This window comes from Dehalococcoidales bacterium, from assembly GCA_030698765.1.
Taxonomy (GTDB): Bacteria; Chloroflexota; Dehalococcoidia; order Dehalococcoidales; family UBA2162; genus JAUYMF01.
In genome coordinates, this window is sequence record JAUYMF010000026.1 from 1 (window position 1) to 16,199 (window position 16,199).

Genomic DNA, 16,199 nt, shown 5'->3' on the forward strand with positions numbered 1-16,199 from the left:
GGATTCCAGCCTTCGCTGGAATGACAGCAACTTCCTTGATACGGCAAGATATATAAGAGATACTACACTAGTACCAAGTAACACTTATAGTTACGCTGCCGCCACTGCTGTCATTGCGAGACCATTCCGCCGCAGGCGGAATGCGAAGCAATCTTGGCGGGGGCGGAATTATCCCTTACCCCCAGATTGCCACGTCGTCCACCGGAGGCGGACTCCTCGCAATGACAACACGAGTAACGTGCTTTTTATTGGAGAACGATTCGTTTCACTTCTTGAGCGAAAAATAATGCGATGCATCACACTAGGTAGTCATCTATGGTTTGTTAAGTATCACTACTGATATGCAAATCCATGGTAAAGCTAGTATTCTATACTAACGGGAGATAGGCTAAGTGCGAGGTGTACCCGTCGCGGAATCCGGGAGGAGGTGAGTATGAAACGGTGTTTTACCTCTAGGATCGGAATATTCTTGTTACTTGTATCCGTGTTCCTGGTGATCCTTGGGGGTTGTGGGGCACCTCCTCCAGAGCCTCCTCCCGCGCCGCCGCCATCTGCGCCTGAGCCAGTTCCACCGGTCCCGGCTCCACCTGCGGAGATAACAGTGCAGCTCGCCGCGGATGCAATCGCCTTTGACAAGAATGTTCTCACGGTGCCGGCCGGTTCCCAGGTAACGCTGGTCTTTAATAATAACGAGGACCCGGTAATCTTCCATAATGTAGCTGTTTATACTACCAGAGCAGCCGGCGAGCCTGTCATGGTCGGCGAGTTCATACCGGGAGGAGCGAGTATAACGTATCAGTTCACCGCGCCGAGTACTCCCGGTACCTACTATTTCCGATGTGATATTCACCCGCTGGCAATGAATGGCGATTTTATTGTTGAATGAGCTTTGACCTGTTTGCCGGTAGCGGGTGTGAGCGGTGACCGGCCGGCGGAATAAAATCAGATGAGGAAAAGGGCATATGGAAAAACAGGGTAGACAGGAGGAAACCAAGGATACCAGACCGGTCACGAATCCTGGTCTTTTTGAAAGACCGGTTGGTGAGACTGTCCGGGGCAAAGAAGCGGTCCCCAGAAGGTTTCTGGAGGTTGAAGAACAGGACCGTAAGATGATAAGTCGTAATCTCTATGATACGATAGGTCAATCTCTTGCCGTCCTCAAGCTTTCTCTTCACCGTGTTAAACGGTCGTTGATTGCTGATATCGAGTCTGCCTCTGCCGAGATGGATACCATCGTCGACTGCATGATTGAACAAATGCGCGTGATATCAGACCTTCTGCTGCCCAGCACGCTGGATGACTTCGGACTGCGCAAGACGCTGGAGGATTTATTCCGGAAGTACACGGAATCGACAGGCATTAAAATAAATTTCCATAATGAGGGCCTTGAACGGCGTATGCCATTGGAAACAGAAGCCACGATATTCCGTATTATCCAGGACACGCTGCTCAATGTTGTTTGCCGGGGGCAGACCAGCGAAGTCAATGTTGATGCGCGGCTAAAAACCGACACCGTATATCTGAGCATAGCCGTGGTGGGCAACGGGTTTGATTCAGCCATAGATAACAGCGAACAAGCTGTTATTAAAGAGCGGGCTTTACTGCTGGGGGGGAGTCTGACCCTTGAGACATTTCCGGAGATGGTACGTTTATCGTCTGAACTGCCGATAGCCGGCAACTACGGTGAACCGGATAGATATGTTCACAAATGAGCGGCCACTTTATGGGCGGAATACAGCGCGGGAGGCGGATTGGATCCCTGTTATCGGGGCAGAGCCTGTATGATAGAAGTGATATAATAATATCAAGGAAGCCTGCCGGAAAATTTTACAGCATGTGACACGGACGTATTTGACCGTGTCTCTTTCTCATTGTTTCAGCAGGTGGCCGGTTTAGGCTGTTCCGGATAAAGCTGTATAAAGGCGTAAAGTGGATAAGGTGTCACAGAAAGCGAACAGTACCCTGCTTACCATCATCAGGTGTACCTCGGCAATTATTCGGGCCGTGAATGAAGATACGTTACTGGCGCCGGTATGCCGGATTATCACCGAGACCGGCGGTTACAGCATGTGCTGGGTAGGGTATCCCCGTCCCGGCAGACGGCCGGAGCTGGAAATTGTGGCGCTTGCCGGCTTTGATGATGGTTATCTTGACGCTACCGGCATTCCCCTGACGGATTCCGGGAAAGGCTCGGGGCCGGTCAGCGAGGCGCTCCGTACCCGCCAACCCTGTATAGTCAAGGATATTCTCACTGACCCTTCTTACCCGGTCTGGCGGGAAGAGGCGGTGAAGCGTGGCTACAGGTCCTCCATCTCATTACCGCTGGTGCATGATAAGAACCTGCTGGGAGTGCTCAGTATCTACGCCACGGAACCGGGAGCCTTTCCGGATGATGTGGCGGAGCTTCTTGGCGGACTGGCGGCTGACCTTGCCTACGGTATCACTGTCCTACGAACCAGGACGGCGCGGGACAGGTCTGAAGAGGGACTGCATGTCCTGGTCAACCGGCTGCAAGATAAGCGGGAAGAGGAGTACCGCGGCATTGCCCGGGCGCTGCATGACGATGTCGGTCAGCAGGTGGCGCTGGTGAGTTTTCTGCTCAATAAAATGAGAACGTCACTGGGGGAAATGGTACCTGAGGAACTGGCGCAGATCTGGGAGATAATCATGGAGCTTATGTACAGAGTGCGCGATCTTTCTCTGAGCTTGAGCCCCGCTATGCTTCATGACATTGGTTTCCTGGCAACGCTGCAGTGGTATTTACCGGATTTCAGCAAAAAGACAGGTATTCAGGTTGATTTTATGAACTCGGGTTTGGAGATAAAGCTGCCGGCGCATATCGCCACGGCGGCGTACCGGATTATACAGGAAGCTTTGGCCAACGTAGTTTGTCACGCCAGCGCCAACCGGGTGGAAGTGACTGTTACTGCCGGGAAAAAATCCCTCGATATACTTATCCAGGACAACGGTATAGGCTTCAACGCGGCTACCATACCCCTGACGGGCAGCGGACTGCCGGGGATACGGGAGCGCGTCCATTCTCTGGATGGAACCTTCAAGCTGGAGTCTGCGCCGGGGAAAGGAACCCGCCTTGTGGTGCACCTACTCTTGCCGGTCTGCTCTTGAGCGGATGCCCGCCGGGGCTCGAGGGACCGTGGATTCAAAGACCGCTCAGAGAAAAAAGACCGCTTGTGGAGCTAATATACTTCATGGTAGCGGGGACTGTGGATGGCAGAAGCCGGGGTGCGTATTGATTCCGCTGTGGATAAGGAGTAAAGTAGGTAATTAGCCGTGGTGAATACGAATAAACGAGTACTGGTGGTTGACGATGAGCCGGGGATAGTGAACATCTTGCGCATAAAGCTCAGGATTTCCGGATATGATGTTGTCACTACTACCAGCGGAGCTGAGGCAATCGAACTTGTCCGCGCGGACAAGTTCGATGTCATGCTGCTCGATGTACTCATGCCCGGCGTTAGCGGTTTCGATGTACTCGAAAAAGTGCGCTCCTTTTCACGGGTACCGATAATCGTATTCACGGCCAAGCCGGATATTATGCAGTTTGCCATAAAGCTGGGCGCTGATAATACAATTGCCAAGCCGTTCGATCCTGAAGAGGTGGTGAAGAAGATAGAGATGGTTCTGGATAACGCGCGCCACGAGAAGGGCGGATAACCCGCTAATCACGTTATCTGCCCCCCGGCGGCGTAGTTTTCTGTACCTCTTCTTCTTGATTCCACTACCAATTGCAGAAGTGTTTCCTTTATGTTATACTAAAGATAAGTTCTAGTTTAGGTTATAACAAGCTTCCCGGAAGCTGTTTCACACAGGGACGTCGTAAGTGTTGGATGACCCGAACTCTAACTAATATAAAGAGAGGAGGTCATCCAATGAGTTATCAGGACAAGTCTATCCAGTGCTCCGATTGCGGAGCAACCTTTACCTTCACCGGTGAAGAGCAGGAATTCTTCGCATCCAAGGGTTTTACCAACGAGCCGAAGCGCTGTCCCGAATGCCGCCAGGCGAGAAAGTCAGAGCGTTATGGCAGCAGCGGCAGTAGCAGCTACGGTTCTTCACGCCAGATGTTCCCCGCAACCTGCGCCGAATGTGGCAAAAGCACCGAAGTCCCGTTTCAACCCCGCGGTGATAAGCCGGTCTACTGCAGCGATTGCTATCGGAAAGTCAGACCGAGTAGATAAGTGAGGTTAAGCCGCGAATCGCATCCGTACCGGAAAACCGGTTCGGGTGCGACCGTGGTGAATTTGAATTTTGTCTTTAGAAGTATCAATACATAAAGGTGAATCACAGGAATCACTGTTACGCCGTTTTCAGCGAATGGTGCAGACGAGTGGTGTCTTGCGGGAGGTTAAAGCCAAGCGCCACTTTATATCCAAGGGCGAGGCAGCCCGCATCAAAGCCAAAAAGAGCGCCCAGCGCCGGCGGCGGCAGGGTATTTAGAGAAACGGCGATAAAATCCGAGATAAGGGGGGCATTTTATGAAAATCTATGTGGGTAATCTACCTTTTGATGTTACCGAGGATGAACTGACTGCAGAATTCAGTAACTATGGTAAGGTGGAATCTGTAGCTATTCCCTCTGACAGGCTCAGCGGGCGGCCCAGGGGCTTTGCCTTTGTGGAAATGGCGTCAAGTTCTGAGGCTGAAGCCGCCATCGCGGGGCTTAACGGTAAGACATTGAAAGACCGCACTATCGTAGTTAATGAGTCCCGCCCTCGTGCGGACAACAGGGGCGGTGGTTCCTTCGGTGGCAGGAGGAGTGGTGGCGGCGGTGGTGGTGGTTATGGTGGCGGCGGCGGTGGTTATGGTGGCGGTGGCGGCGGCGGTTATGGCGGCGGCGGTGGCGGCAGGGGTGGCCGCTCGGGTGGCGGTGGCAGACAACCGCGAAGATATTAGTCAATACCTACCGACTTGAATCGGCACTGGCATCTGCGTATGCCTTTACCGATTCACCCGTCACAAATCGGGAACCGTAAACCGGTTTGATAAAGGGGGTAGTATGAATATCTATGTGGGCAACCTATCGCTTCAAACGACCGAAGAAGAGTTGCGGGAAAAGTTCACGGAATTCGGGGAAGTGGTGTCTGTAACCATCATGAACGATAAATATATCGGTAGCGGCCAGTCGAGGGGCTACGGGTATGTTGAAATGGTCTCGAAATCTGAAGGCGCAATCGCAATCGCCAATCTGGAAGGGAAGAAGATGAGAAACCAGGCTATTAATTTAGTTGAAGCCCTGCCGCTCTCAAATAAGAGCGGGGTAGTAATCCCTGCTACCAATAACAATAATCGGTCGACTAATAAGCGAAGAGACAGAAAATATCAGATGATTTGAGCCACCTGACCTGTATTTCAGGCTCTTGACTCGTATTTCAACAAGGAGTTTAATGAATTTCGATACCTTTAATTTCCATCCGAGCATCATGGCCGGTGTGCATGCGCTCGGTTATTCCGAACCCACACCAATACAAATGAAGGCCATCCCGCCGATTATGCAGGGGCGGGATATCATTGGTCTGGCCCAGACCGGAACGGGTAAGACGGCGGCTTTCGTGCTGCCTATCCTGGAGCGTCTGCGTACCGGCCCGCGGGGACATGTCCGTGCTCTGGTGATCTCGCCCACACGTGAGCTGGCCGAGCAGATCTGCGAGGTTATCAACGGACTGGGAAGCAGGACCGGATTGCGGAGCATTACCATCTATGGCGGGGTAAATATGGACCAGCAAACCCGGGGTTTGTACGCAAATCCTGATATAGTGGTCGCCTGCCCGGGCCGTCTGCTTGACCATCTGTGGAAGGGCACGATAAATCTGGCAAAACTGGAAGTCCTCGTCATCGACGAGGCTGACCGTATGTTCGATATGGGCTTTCTGCCTGATATACGTAATATTCTGGAGTGTATCCTGCATAAATACCAGGCGTTACTTTTCTCGGCGACTATGCCTTCTGATATCCGTCGCCTGGTGCGTGAAATCCTGCATGACCCGGTCACCGTGCAAGTTGACCGCGAGCTGCCGGCAAAAACAGTGTCCCACGCTCTGTACCCGGTGCAACAGCATCTCAAGACAAATCTGCTGAAGGAAATCTTAAAGAAGACCAAGACGGAGTCAGTGCTTGTCTTCACCCGTACCAAGCACCGCGCGGAGCGCGTGGCACAGCAACTGGTAAGAGGCGGGTATAAGGTGACTTCACTGCAGGGGAACCTTTCCCAGAACCAGAGGCAGGCTGCGCTTAACGGCTTCCGCAACGGCTCGATCAAGATTCTGGTGGCGACCGATATTGCCGCCCGCGGCATCGATATTTTGAGCATTTCCCACGTCATCAATTACGATATGCCTGACAGTACGGATGACTATATCCACCGCATCGGCCGTACCGGGCGGGTCAACAAATGCGGCGACGCATTGACCTTCGTAACCAGCTCTGATGCGGACAAAGTACGCGCCCTGGAACAGCTTCTTCACACGCCGCTGGAGCGTCTGACGCTTCATGGTTTTGATTACAATGAGGCTGCGCCGGATAGAGAACATCACTTTTCGCAGCCCCCCCGACAGGGGTTCGCCAGAAAACAGGGAACCGGCAGGCAAATGGCGGCTAGAAGGTAATGGTCTCTCGTATCTGATACTTCTTTAGCTCGTCCAACCGGTGTCATTCTGAACAAAGAGAATAATCCGTAATCGCCACTGAGATTGCGGATTATTCACCGTTACGCTCCCCGGATCGCCTTTCTGCCAGGCCCCGGATTCCGGGCGGTAAGTTTAATCTGCGCTTAGGTCAGCTCTCGCCCAGTTCTTTATGGCGCCGCCGCGCAGCTTCTACCTCGATAGTCTCTACCCGGCGCTCCATACTCTCTTTGAGGGTTTGCAATCCCGCGCTGAGGCTCACAGGATAGGTAGCCGGGTCTCGTATCATCTTGTACTTCTCGTCCAGTTGCCCGAATTCTTGCTGGAGCTGCTCCCGAATCTCCCGCAGGGAGGGCAACGGTGCGGTGATGTGACCGCCGGCCATGACTGGCTTTAGCAGCGGCTCTCCGCCGGTTATCATCTCGTCATGTAGCGCCAGGATATCATGATGCGGACGCCTGTCATCAGTAAAGCGGAACACCTGCTTCGCGTCGGGAAGGGAGACCTTGCCTGTGCTCAGCTTCAGGACCGGCCGCTCATCATAGCGGACCAGCTTGTAAGCCATATCAGTCCAGGGCGCGTCTCCCGAAACGCCCATCTTGGTACCAACGCCGTAGGCATCATAGGGGGCATTCTCCCGTGATAGCTCCTCAAGGTCGAACTCATCCAGCCCGCCGCTGCCTACTATCTGTACATTGTGAAACCCGGCTTCATCCAGGATGCGTCTCACTTCACGGCCGAGGGTGAGCAGGTCACCGGAGTCGATGCGCACCCCCCGCAGGCGCTGACCCCCGGGCAGCCATCTCTCTGGCTACTTCTACCGCCTTGTGAGCGCCGCTGATGGCATCATAGGTTTCAATGAGCAGGATGGACCGCTCCGGGAAGCTTCGAGTGAAGGCACGGAAAGCGTCAATTTCATGGTCATAACTACTGATATAAGAATGGGCCATCGTCCCCGCGATGGGAATGCCGTAGGTCACCCCTGCCAGGACATTGCTGGTGGCATTAAAACCGGCGATATAGCTTGCCCGGGCCACTTTCATCCCGGCATCAGTGCCCTGGGTGCGGCGAAGGGAGAAATCGACAACAGAACGACCGTGTGATGCCTGAACACAGCGGGAGGCCTTGCTGGCGATGAGACACTGAAGGTTCATCTGGTTGATGATGAATGTCTCCACGATCTGGGACTCAATTATTGGCGCTGTCACTTCCAGCACCGGCTCGTCCACAAAGAACAGGCGGCCTTCGGGGATCGCCCGCACCATACCGGTAAAGCTCAGTCCCTTGAGATAGTCCAGGAAGTCGGTTGAGAAGATGCCGGTATGCTGAAGCCGGTCTATGGCTCCGGAGGTGAAGCGGAATTCCTCCAGGTAGTGCAGGATATCCTCCAGACCGCAGGAAACAAAGAAACCCCGGTGGGGCGGATACCCGCGGATAAATAGGCTGAACGTAGCCTGTCCATTATGGTTATCCTGGAAGTAGCTTTGAGCCATGGTAAGCTCGTAGAGGTCAGTCAAGAGGGACATGTCCTCAGGTGGCACTGCTATCATGGTGCTGCGTCCTCCTCTCGCTCCGGTTTGCCGGGGGGGCACCGCGAAACTTATCCCGTAGTCTCTCCGGGTCCCGTCATTTTCCCGCTTTTCCTTCAGCCCATCTCAATGAAGGCAATGTCCGGATTTTCCTTCTGGCAGTATTCCAGATCCCATATGGACGAGAAAAGAATAACCAACCGTCCCTGGAGGTCCTGACACCTCCGGTTGGAGCGCCGGGAAAGGGATATCTGTTCGAGCGCCGTGCTTTCAGCCTGTACCCATCTGGCGCAGGTGAAAGGCAGCCGGTCGATCCGCGCCTTGACACCATATTCATCCGATAGCCGGGATAAAACCACGTCAAACTGCAGCTCACCGACCGCAGCCAGAACCGGCTCCCGGCTGTAGCCGTCTTCAGCGTGGAGCACCTGAACCGCACCTTCCTCTTCAAGCTGCAGCAGTCCCTTGTGAAACTGCTTGTAACGGGTGATGTCTCCGTTGACCAGCGTGCCGAAGTGCTCCGGCGGGAAACGGGGTATCCGGGCAAAAGGCATAGGCTTCCCGGTCGTCACCGTATCGCCGATGGTAAAGAGGCCGGGGCTGACAATGCCGATGACATCCCCGGGGAAGGCTTCGTCAATGGTCTCCCGCTCCCGGCCGAAGAGCCGGAACGAGCGCGATAGTCTTACATCCCGTCCCAGGCGGGGATGATAGACGGTCATGTCTTTCCGGAAATGGCCGGAGCAGATACGGAGAAATGCCATTCTGTCACGGTGACGCGGGTCGATGTTGGCCTGTACCTTGAAGACAAAGCCGGAAAATACCTCGCTGTTGGGGTCAATTATGCCCTCCTCTGTCTCCCGGGGGACAGGCGGCGGCGCCAGGTCAAGTATGGCTTCCAGAAAAGGTTCTACACCGAAGTTATTCAGGGCGCTGCCAAAAAACACGGGTGTCATCTCGCCGGACAGGAAAAGCGCCCGGTCAAAGCCGGCGACCGTCCCGGCCAGGAGTTCCACATCTTCGGTCAGTTTTCGGCACGCCTGTTCCCCCAGAAGTTCTGGCAGCAACGGGTCGTCCAGGCCGGTCACCTGGAGCGGAGCCCGGGACTGGCTATGCGTGGTGCGCTGAAACAGGAGGACCCTTTCTCCCTGGAGGTCATATACTCCTTGAAAGGTAGGACCATCGCCAACGGGCCAGTTTAAGGGCACGGCGGTGATGCCGAGCATCCTCTCGACCTCGTCGAGCAGCGCCAGCGGGTCACGGCCGGGGTGGTCCATCTTGTTAATGAAGGTGAGAATGGGTATGCCCCGCATGCGGCAGACGCGGAAAAGTTTTTCCGTCTGAGGCTCGATGCCCTTGGCGCTATCCAGCACCATCACGGCACTGTCCACGGCCATCAACGTCCGGTAGGTGTCTTCACTGAAGTCCTGGTGGCCGGGCGTATCCAGTAAATTGATGCGGCATCCGCGGTACTCCATCTCCAGCGCGGTTGCCGAAATGGAAATGCCCCTCTGCTTCTCCATGGACATCCAGTCGGAAGCGGTATGTTGCAGGTTACCGCGCGCCCGGACAGCCCCGGCCAGTTCTACGGCACCGGCGTAGAGCAAGAGCTTTTCCGTCAGTGTGGTCTTGCCGGCATCCGGGTGCGATATGATAGCGAAGGTACGCCGCCGGGATACCTCCCGGAGAAGTCCGTCCCGGCTATTCTGTTCAGTTTGCTCTACCAGTAAAGACACAAAGAACTCCTCTGATTTTGTTTTTGGAGACTGGCGGTGAGTCAACGGGTAAAGGCGATTTGCCTGTCAAAAATGAGCGCGAACTCCTCTCCGGGGTGGATTGACGGCTGTTTGCCGTTACGCCCGCCCGAAGCGATGGCGATCATCACCGCCTCCGGGTGTCCGGCTGTGTCAGGTGCCGGCAGGGCTTTGTTGCGTGCTCGGCATTGGGAACTCGCTGTCTCCTGCCGCTCGCTGGCGCGGGTAACCGGCCGCTTTCCGGTGAAAAAACCAGCCAGAGTTATCCCCGGGGTGGAGGTAATGTGTTCCAGTGATGCGATTGAAGGGGAGCCCGGTCTGTTTTCCACCTGTGATATGAAGCTTTGGATTCATGTCTGTTATAAGTGTATACCAATACTGAACACACGTCAACTTACCCTATTTCGGCGGCACTATCAACCGGAACCGGGTGGCGCCGTTTTATGAGCAGGATTAATAAATTCCCCTTTTAATGACGTGAAAGCTATTCCAGGGCTACCTTGAACTCCCAGGGACCCTGCCAATCCCCAAGTCGGGTTATAGTGAAGGTTAGCTCTCTGGCATCGTCGGGTACCGGGTCGAGGTAGCTGTTTCCATAGCCGAACATCATCTCCATTCCTTCATTGGTGAATTGTCTTTTCTCGGCTGAAAGTTCTTTGGTAACGCCGTCCACATCATAGCGGGCATCCATATCAATGTTTGCCCAGCCATATTTGTAATTGCTGAGCGGACTATCAGGTGATGATACCAGAATCAAGAAACTGGACCTCTCCTGGCTCAGATCCACTCGCTTGAGCGTGAAAGTAATGTCCCCCTGCTTTGTCGCTCCATCCACTTCAAGGGGCAGGCTGACGGCGGTCACAAATTGGTTCAACTCGATGACCTTCTCCATCGCTCCCTGGGGATACTGGATAAGGAAAGCCCTTTCCCTGACACCTGAGCCAAAACTATCATCGGATGATTCCATGCGGACATTGATGTTAGATTCATAGAAATACCAGCCGGGTGCTGCCTGATTTCCGTCTTCGTCTTTCTGGTCCCAGGTCAGGTCATAGGTTACCTTCTCCCCTGCCGCCAGTTTCTTCTCCCCGGTGCCGGCGGCTAAAGTCTTTACTATCCGGCTGCCGGTGATTTTCTCGTAGTACTCTCTTGTCCCCGGTTTTGCAGTACCGGCGCTATCGTTCGGAATGACGATATTAATACCCGGCGGAAGTGGACTGACGTAGACCGGCTCGACTTCTCCCATAGAAGCATTGGTCAAAGTGAGAGCCATTTGTACCGTTTCTCCCGGCAGATAAATAGTCTTGGAGGGGACGAGGTCTATCTCCACGGAATAGACTTTTTCACGACCGGTCGGTGGCTGCCCCGGGAGACCCGGTACGGTTACGGCGGTGGGAGGCTGGGTTGGCACAGACTCCGGATTTGCCGGGCTGGTCGTTGCAGGGTTAGCGCAGGAAACCGACAATAGTAATGATGCCATCAATATCAGTCCGGTTATCAATCTTTTCATTGCTTGACCTCCTTATTGGAGCGGTACCTTGAACTCCCAGGGACCTTCCAGGTTACCGAAACGGGTGATAGTAAAGGTGATTTCTCCGGCATCAGCAGGGACAGGGGGCAGGCTTTTCCAGATATGGAGTGTATTATGCAGAATCTCGGACGGGCCTGCCTTCTTCAGGGGTCCTCCGTCGATACCGTATTCAGCTTCGGCGTTTACCACGTATATATTAACCGACGCGTTATCAGCAGCCCTTACGGAAGCGTAGATATCCATTCCTCCGGTCTTTAGCTCGATTCGCTCCAGGGTAAAGACGTTGCTCTCCACGCTACGAGATTGGTTTACTTCCACTACTCTCTCACCGGGCTCCAGCGGGGGCTGAATCAGTATCCCGGAAGCCGTCCCAATTCTCGGCCCCGCTTTACCGTCTATGATAATATCGCTTACCTTTATATTGGGAAAGTAGGGTCCGGGCGGAACCTGTTGCCCCCGGCTATCTCGCTGGTCCCAGGCAACGCTCCATGTCAGTTCTCCGCCCGGCTCCAGTTTCACTTCCCCTGAACCAGGGGTAAAGGTCGCTACGGTCTCAGGCTCAGGCTCCTGTCCCGAAACCCCGCCGGGCAATTTTATCTGTGTCGTAGGAGGGTCGGGACCGAACACTATTGCAGCGTGACTGACGTTTATGATAGATATTTCAAATGTGATTAGCTCCCCGAATGAGTAAACGCTCTTATTGGAAACTATACCCAGGTCCAGAACGCTTCGCGGTGGCAGGCCAGGGTGTGTCTGCGGAGCCGGCACCGTCGGTGTCGTTGGTACGGTAGGGGTTGTTGGGACTGTCGGCGTAGTGACTTGACCGCCCCGGAACCCGGGCAAAACTCCCGTCCCCAGAAGCGCACCGAAGACAATCAACACCGTGACTAGCGGTATCGCCACGCGCCATACGGGACTGGTCATCATGGCGCTGACCTTTTCCCAAAACGGGTTCTTCGATTCGATACGCTGTCTTACCCATCCCCAGACCTGCGGAGACGGCTCAACATCAGCGACCCTTTCCCTGAGCGCCCGGCGCAGATCTTCCCGGGTGGAGTCCAGCAATCGCAGTTCTCCCCGGCACTTCTCGCAGGTGGGCAGGTGCGTCTCAAGATGACGCCGTTCTTCAGGAGTCGTCTCTGCATCCAGGTATGCTGCCAGCAGTTCACTTATCTCATCGCACTTCATAACTTCCTCACCCCTTCTACCCGCGCGTTTTTCCGTGCTGAAGATCGAATTGTCCCCGCAGTAGCTTCAGCGCCTGATTTATCCTTGACTTGACTGTCCCCGGAGGAATACCTAATGTGTGCGCGATTTCATCGTAGGATAGCTCGTTGAAGTATCTCAATACCAGCACCGTCCGGTGCTTGCTGTCCATCACATCCATGGCCGCTGTGAGCCTTTCCTGCTCTGCCCTGTCTACCGGCACCCCGGCACTAGCCTCTGCCTCCGGTAAATCGAACCTTTCCAGGGATACGGAGGTCAATTTCTTCTTGCGTTGCCTCTCCAGGCACTTATTGACCGTGATCCTGTGCAGCCAGGTGGTGAGCTTGCCCTTATCCGGGTCGAAAGTATGACGCGATCTCCACACCGATACAAATACCTCCTGCAGGACATCCTCGGCCTCTTCCCTTGTGCCCGTGATAAGGTAGGCGGTCTTGAACACAAGCTGCTGGTACTGCCGGAACAGGGCTTCAAAAGCAGTCGTATCGCCCGTTTGCCATTTACTTGTCAATTCGGCCATCGGTATCACTATATAACTATATGCGGTTTCGGACAAAAAAGTTCATTTTGAGGCCGATTAGAAATGGGGGTTGAAATTCACCTTGAGCAAGCAGACTAATGAGGAGGTGGCTTTCGGTCACACTGTCTCGAATGTCTGCGAGCGATTATTGCGTCTTGGCTGCAGTTCATCAACACCAGCCTTGTATGAGGCTGTCCGATAACGCTATCCCAACAATATAATGTCATTCCCGTGAAAGCGGGACTGTACGGTCTACATATCAAGTTTTTTAAGTCGCGCATCGCTTATTCCAAAATGATGCGCTATTTCGTGCTTGACCACTCTGGCTATCTCATCGGCCACCCCGGTATCATCCTGGCCGCACTTTCTCTCGATTGGCTTCTGAAAGATGGTTATCTTGTCAGGCGTTACCAGCCCGTAGTGAGAGCTCCGTTTGGTCAGGGGCACGCCCTCATACAGCCCGAGCAAGGACTGACTATGCCTGAAGCCTAACCGGTGTAGTTGTTCGGTACTGGGCCAGTCCTCCACTACTACAACAATGTTTTCGAGTCTGTGAGTGAATTCATCCGGCAAAGCCTGAATGGTCAGGGCGACAAGCTGCTCGAATTTCTCTCTGTCCATTGATGATATTATAGCCCTTTAAGCTCCGCAAAGCATCTTTTCAGACGGTTCTGTTTGCATTTGGTCGGTTTTATTTGTCATTGCCAGGAGCACGTTCACTTCGCTCAGTGTAAACTCCGCGACGTGGCAATCCGGGAGGGGTTGCAGCTTCCCCGCCACACGGATTGCTTCGCCTTCGGGCTGAAGCCTTCCGCCTATAATGAAATGGTCTCGCAATGACATTTTCAAGCAGCCTGTCTCCGACACTCCTCCACCGGTTAAATCCCAAGCTCAAAAAGTTTGACATCCAGCCCGAGAACAGCTAGAGTAAATAGCATCAGTCTGTAGGCGGTTTATGTCCCTAAAGACAGTCTAACTTTGTTACCGGGAGGAAGAACTGGTGGGAAAAATTCAGATGGGGCCCCAGACACTGCTTTACCCGATGCCCGCAATGTTAATCGGGGCCGATGTTGATGGTGAGCCGAGCTTTATGGTCTGCGCCTGGTGCGGCATCGCTAACAGCGAGCCTCCCATGATTTCCGTAGGGGTCAGGCGCAGCCGGCATACTCAGAAGGGCATCAGGGAAAACATGACCTTCTCCGTAAATGTACCCTCCGTTGATATCATTAAGGAAGCTGACTACTGCGGCACCAACTCCGGCCCCAAAGCCAACAAACTGGATATTTGCCGCTTCAAGGTGTTTTACGGCAAGCTGAAGAATGCCCCGCTCATCGAGCAATGCCCCGTAAACCTGGAATGCAAGGTCATGCATGTCCTGGACCTGGGGACTCACCAGCTCTTTGTCGGTACCATCGAAGAGACCCACGTTTCCGAGGACTGTCTCACCGATGGCAAGCCGGATGTTAACAAAATCAAGCCCTACATCTTCGTCAAGTCAACGGTAACCCAGTATCAAGCCTTTGGGGAAGTAATAGCTCAGGTGGGCAGCCCCGGCCGGGAACTGAAAACAGGCAAATGAAGGCATGGAATAGACACGCTTTTATTTGCCTTGGAAATCTGCCTGTGCTATCATAATAGTGAAAGCGATAATATAGATTGGGGGAACCTCAGACGTCGGTACGGAACATATTACCCGGCGTCTGGATAGTTTTAGTCACATTGAACGCCAATTTAAGTCAAAACCACCGCACCAATGTACAGGTCAGCAGGAACGGTACCCCCCGATGGCAACCTGAACAGTCTTTATCTACCAGAGTAAACGACCCCGGAGACGGAGGATAATAATGCAGATAGTTACTCCTGAAAAAGAAGTCATTGACATCATCAAAGAAGGTGGAACCGACCTCTTCAAGTTCTGCTATCAGTGCGGGATGTGTAACACCGCCTGCCCCTGGAACAGGGTGCGCAATTTCCTCATCCGTCGCACCATGCACCAGTCACAACTGGGTCTGGTCGACTTTGAAAGTGAAGACCTGTGGCTGTGTGCCACCTGTAACGCCTGCGTGGTAAGGTGCCCGAGGGGCGTCAAGATAATAGACGTCTGGCGCGCCTTGCGCCAGGTCATCGCCGAGGTGGGCGTCGGCAAGATGCCCGACCCGCTGAGGCTGGCCGTGAAAAACATATCGGCGGTAGGCAATCCCCTGGGGGAAGACCGGGAAAAGCGGACTGACTGGGCAAAAGACCTGAACGTGAAGACCTTCACCAAAGGCACCGAGGTACTCTACTTCCCCTGTTGTTACCAGGAATACGATGCCCGCGGTCAAAAGGTAGCCCGGGCGGTGGTTGATATCCTGAACAAGGCAAATGTAGACTTCGGTATCCTGGGGAATGAACAGTCCTGCTGCGGCGAGAGCGCCCGCAAAGCCGGCAATGAAAGCCTGTTCCGCAGCCTGGTCGAAAGCAACATCGCTCTTTTCAATGATACCGGAGTTACCCGGATTGTTACCACCTCACCCCACTGCTATCACACTTTTAAGAATGAGTATCCGGACCTGGGCGGTAATTTCGAGGTAATGCATTTCACGCAGTACTTGAGCGAACTGCTGAACGATGGCAAATTGAAATTTACCAAAGAATTCAACAAGAAGGTGGCCTATCACGATTCCTGTTACCTGGGACGGCACAATAATATTTATGACGAGCCGCGCCAGATACTGGAGAGCGTTCCGGGACTGGAACTGGTCGAGATGATTGATTCCCGTGAGGACGGCCTGTGCTGCGGCGGCGGCGGCGGCCGCGTCTGGGAGGAAACCAAAAAAGGAGAAAGGTTCTCCGATATCCGAATAGAACAGGCGCTGGAAACCGGAGCCAGCACCCTGGCCTCTGCCTGCCCGTACTGTATGGTCATGTTTGAGGACAGTGTGCTGACCACGGAGAAAAGTGACGTTATTGAAGTTAAAGACCTCTCTGAAATTGTTCAGGAGGCCCTATAGATAACCCG

Annotated in this window: 19 protein-coding genes; 11 read left to right on the forward strand and 8 right to left on the reverse strand. The window is 53.9% G+C overall.

Annotated elements, in window-relative coordinates:
- Window positions 1–601: 601 nt before the first annotated feature.
- From Q8Q07_01040 to Q8Q07_01080, 9 genes are all read left to right on the forward strand, one after another.
- Complete coding sequence (locus Q8Q07_01040; GenBank protein ID MDP3878877.1) at window positions 602–886, forward strand: cupredoxin domain-containing protein; 285 nt, start codon at window positions 602–604, stop codon at window positions 884–886.
- Window positions 887–962: 76 nt separating this feature from the next.
- Window positions 963–1,712: a histidine kinase gene (locus Q8Q07_01045; GenBank protein MDP3878878.1), complete on the forward strand. Its 750-nt coding sequence runs from the start codon at window positions 963–965 to the stop codon at window positions 1,710–1,712.
- Between the two features lie 226 nt (window positions 1,713–1,938).
- Window positions 1,939–3,126, forward strand: coding sequence for a GAF domain-containing sensor histidine kinase (locus tag Q8Q07_01050; protein ID MDP3878879.1), 1,188 nt, complete (start codon window positions 1,939–1,941; stop codon window positions 3,124–3,126).
- Between the two features lie 168 nt (window positions 3,127–3,294).
- A complete protein-coding gene (locus tag Q8Q07_01055; GenBank protein MDP3878880.1) occupies window positions 3,295–3,675 on the forward strand; it encodes a response regulator in 381 nt (126 codons plus the stop codon).
- A gap of 215 nt (window positions 3,676–3,890) precedes the next feature.
- Complete coding sequence (locus Q8Q07_01060) at window positions 3,891–4,199, forward strand: zinc-ribbon domain containing protein (GenBank protein MDP3878881.1); 309 nt, start codon at window positions 3,891–3,893, stop codon at window positions 4,197–4,199.
- A gap of 70 nt (window positions 4,200–4,269) precedes the next feature.
- Window positions 4,270–4,458 (forward strand): 30S ribosomal protein S21, encoded by a 189-nt coding sequence (rpsU, locus tag Q8Q07_01065; protein MDP3878882.1) that lies wholly within the window; start codon window positions 4,270–4,272, stop codon window positions 4,456–4,458.
- A 38-nt stretch (window positions 4,459–4,496) separates the two neighbouring features.
- Window positions 4,497–4,913: an RNA-binding protein gene (locus Q8Q07_01070; GenBank protein MDP3878883.1), complete on the forward strand. Its 417-nt coding sequence runs from the start codon at window positions 4,497–4,499 to the stop codon at window positions 4,911–4,913.
- 103 nt (window positions 4,914–5,016) lie between these two features.
- Window positions 5,017–5,352 (forward strand): hypothetical protein, encoded by a 336-nt coding sequence (locus Q8Q07_01075; protein MDP3878884.1) that lies wholly within the window; start codon window positions 5,017–5,019, stop codon window positions 5,350–5,352.
- A 52-nt stretch (window positions 5,353–5,404) separates the two neighbouring features.
- A complete protein-coding gene (locus tag Q8Q07_01080) occupies window positions 5,405–6,622 on the forward strand; it encodes a DEAD/DEAH box helicase (protein ID MDP3878885.1) in 1,218 nt (405 codons plus the stop codon).
- Between the two features lie 169 nt (window positions 6,623–6,791).
- Here Q8Q07_01080 and Q8Q07_01085 read toward each other — a convergent pair whose 3' ends face one another.
- From Q8Q07_01085 to Q8Q07_01120, 8 genes are all read right to left on the reverse strand, one after another.
- Window positions 6,792–7,412 (reverse strand): hypothetical protein, encoded by a 621-nt coding sequence (locus Q8Q07_01085; GenBank protein ID MDP3878886.1) that lies wholly within the window; start codon window positions 7,410–7,412, stop codon window positions 6,792–6,794.
- Window positions 7,393–8,190, reverse strand: a complete 798-nt coding sequence (locus tag Q8Q07_01090; GenBank protein ID MDP3878887.1) for a nicotinate phosphoribosyltransferase — start codon at window positions 8,188–8,190, stop codon at window positions 7,393–7,395. Before Q8Q07_01090 ends, Q8Q07_01085 begins: the two co-directional genes overlap by 20 nt.
- A gap of 95 nt (window positions 8,191–8,285) precedes the next feature.
- On the reverse strand, window positions 8,286–9,905 hold the full coding sequence (locus Q8Q07_01095; protein MDP3878888.1) for a peptide chain release factor 3: 1,620 nt from the start codon (window positions 9,903–9,905) through the stop codon (window positions 8,286–8,288).
- Between the two features lie 41 nt (window positions 9,906–9,946).
- On the reverse strand, window positions 9,947–10,252 hold the full coding sequence (locus Q8Q07_01100) for a hypothetical protein (GenBank protein ID MDP3878889.1): 306 nt from the start codon (window positions 10,250–10,252) through the stop codon (window positions 9,947–9,949).
- Window positions 10,253–10,407: 155 nt separating this feature from the next.
- Window positions 10,408–11,433, reverse strand: a complete 1,026-nt coding sequence (locus Q8Q07_01105; GenBank protein MDP3878890.1) for a hypothetical protein — start codon at window positions 11,431–11,433, stop codon at window positions 10,408–10,410.
- A 12-nt stretch (window positions 11,434–11,445) separates the two neighbouring features.
- On the reverse strand, window positions 11,446–12,642 hold the full coding sequence (locus Q8Q07_01110; protein ID MDP3878891.1) for a zf-HC2 domain-containing protein: 1,197 nt from the start codon (window positions 12,640–12,642) through the stop codon (window positions 11,446–11,448).
- A 16-nt stretch (window positions 12,643–12,658) separates the two neighbouring features.
- Window positions 12,659–13,198, reverse strand: coding sequence for an RNA polymerase sigma factor (locus Q8Q07_01115; GenBank protein ID MDP3878892.1), 540 nt, complete (start codon window positions 13,196–13,198; stop codon window positions 12,659–12,661).
- Window positions 13,199–13,450: 252 nt separating this feature from the next.
- Window positions 13,451–13,819 (reverse strand): metallopeptidase family protein, encoded by a 369-nt coding sequence (locus Q8Q07_01120; protein MDP3878893.1) that lies wholly within the window; start codon window positions 13,817–13,819, stop codon window positions 13,451–13,453.
- Between the two features lie 379 nt (window positions 13,820–14,198).
- Between Q8Q07_01120 and Q8Q07_01125 the strand changes: the two genes are divergently transcribed.
- Together Q8Q07_01125 and Q8Q07_01130 are read left to right on the forward strand one after the other, a co-directional pair.
- The gene (locus Q8Q07_01125; GenBank protein MDP3878894.1) at window positions 14,199–14,777 is read left to right on the forward strand and encodes a flavin reductase family protein; all 579 of its coding nucleotides are present in this window, start codon (window positions 14,199–14,201) and stop codon (window positions 14,775–14,777) included.
- Window positions 14,778–15,042: 265 nt separating this feature from the next.
- Window positions 15,043–16,191 carry a (Fe-S)-binding protein gene (locus Q8Q07_01130; GenBank protein ID MDP3878895.1) on the forward strand — a complete coding sequence of 383 codons (1,149 nt, stop codon included), beginning with the start codon at window positions 15,043–15,045 and terminating at the stop codon, window positions 16,189–16,191.
- Window positions 16,192–16,199: the final 8 nt, after the last annotated feature.

What these genes read in the sequence shown, in the direction of transcription:
- Q8Q07_01045 (MDP3878878.1), top strand. Translation starts at nt 963, where the DNA reads ATGGAAAAACAGGGTAGACAGGAGGAAACCAAGGATACCAGACCGGTC.
- Q8Q07_01060 (MDP3878881.1), top strand. Translation starts at nt 3,891, where the DNA reads ATGAGTTATCAGGACAAGTCTATCCAGTGCTCCGATTGCGGAGCAACC.
- Q8Q07_01070 (MDP3878883.1), top strand. Translation starts at nt 4,497, where the DNA reads ATGAAAATCTATGTGGGTAATCTACCTTTTGATGTTACCGAGGATGAA.
- Q8Q07_01075 (MDP3878884.1), top strand. Translation starts at nt 5,017, where the DNA reads ATGAATATCTATGTGGGCAACCTATCGCTTCAAACGACCGAAGAAGAG.
- Q8Q07_01080 (MDP3878885.1), top strand. Translation starts at nt 5,405, where the DNA reads ATGAATTTCGATACCTTTAATTTCCATCCGAGCATCATGGCCGGTGTG.
- Q8Q07_01090 (MDP3878887.1), bottom strand. Translation starts at nt 8,190, where the DNA reads ATGATAGCAGTGCCACCTGAGGACATGTCCCTCTTGACTGACCTCTAC.
- Q8Q07_01105 (MDP3878890.1), bottom strand. Translation starts at nt 11,433, where the DNA reads ATGAAAAGATTGATAACCGGACTGATATTGATGGCATCATTACTATTG.
- Q8Q07_01110 (MDP3878891.1), bottom strand. Translation starts at nt 12,642, where the DNA reads ATGAAGTGCGATGAGATAAGTGAACTGCTGGCAGCATACCTGGATGCA.
- Q8Q07_01115 (MDP3878892.1), bottom strand. Translation starts at nt 13,198, where the DNA reads ATGGCCGAATTGACAAGTAAATGGCAAACGGGCGATACGACTGCTTTT.
- Q8Q07_01120 (MDP3878893.1), bottom strand. Translation starts at nt 13,819, where the DNA reads ATGGACAGAGAGAAATTCGAGCAGCTTGTCGCCCTGACCATTCAGGCT.
- Q8Q07_01130 (MDP3878895.1), top strand. Translation starts at nt 15,043, where the DNA reads ATGCAGATAGTTACTCCTGAAAAAGAAGTCATTGACATCATCAAAGAA.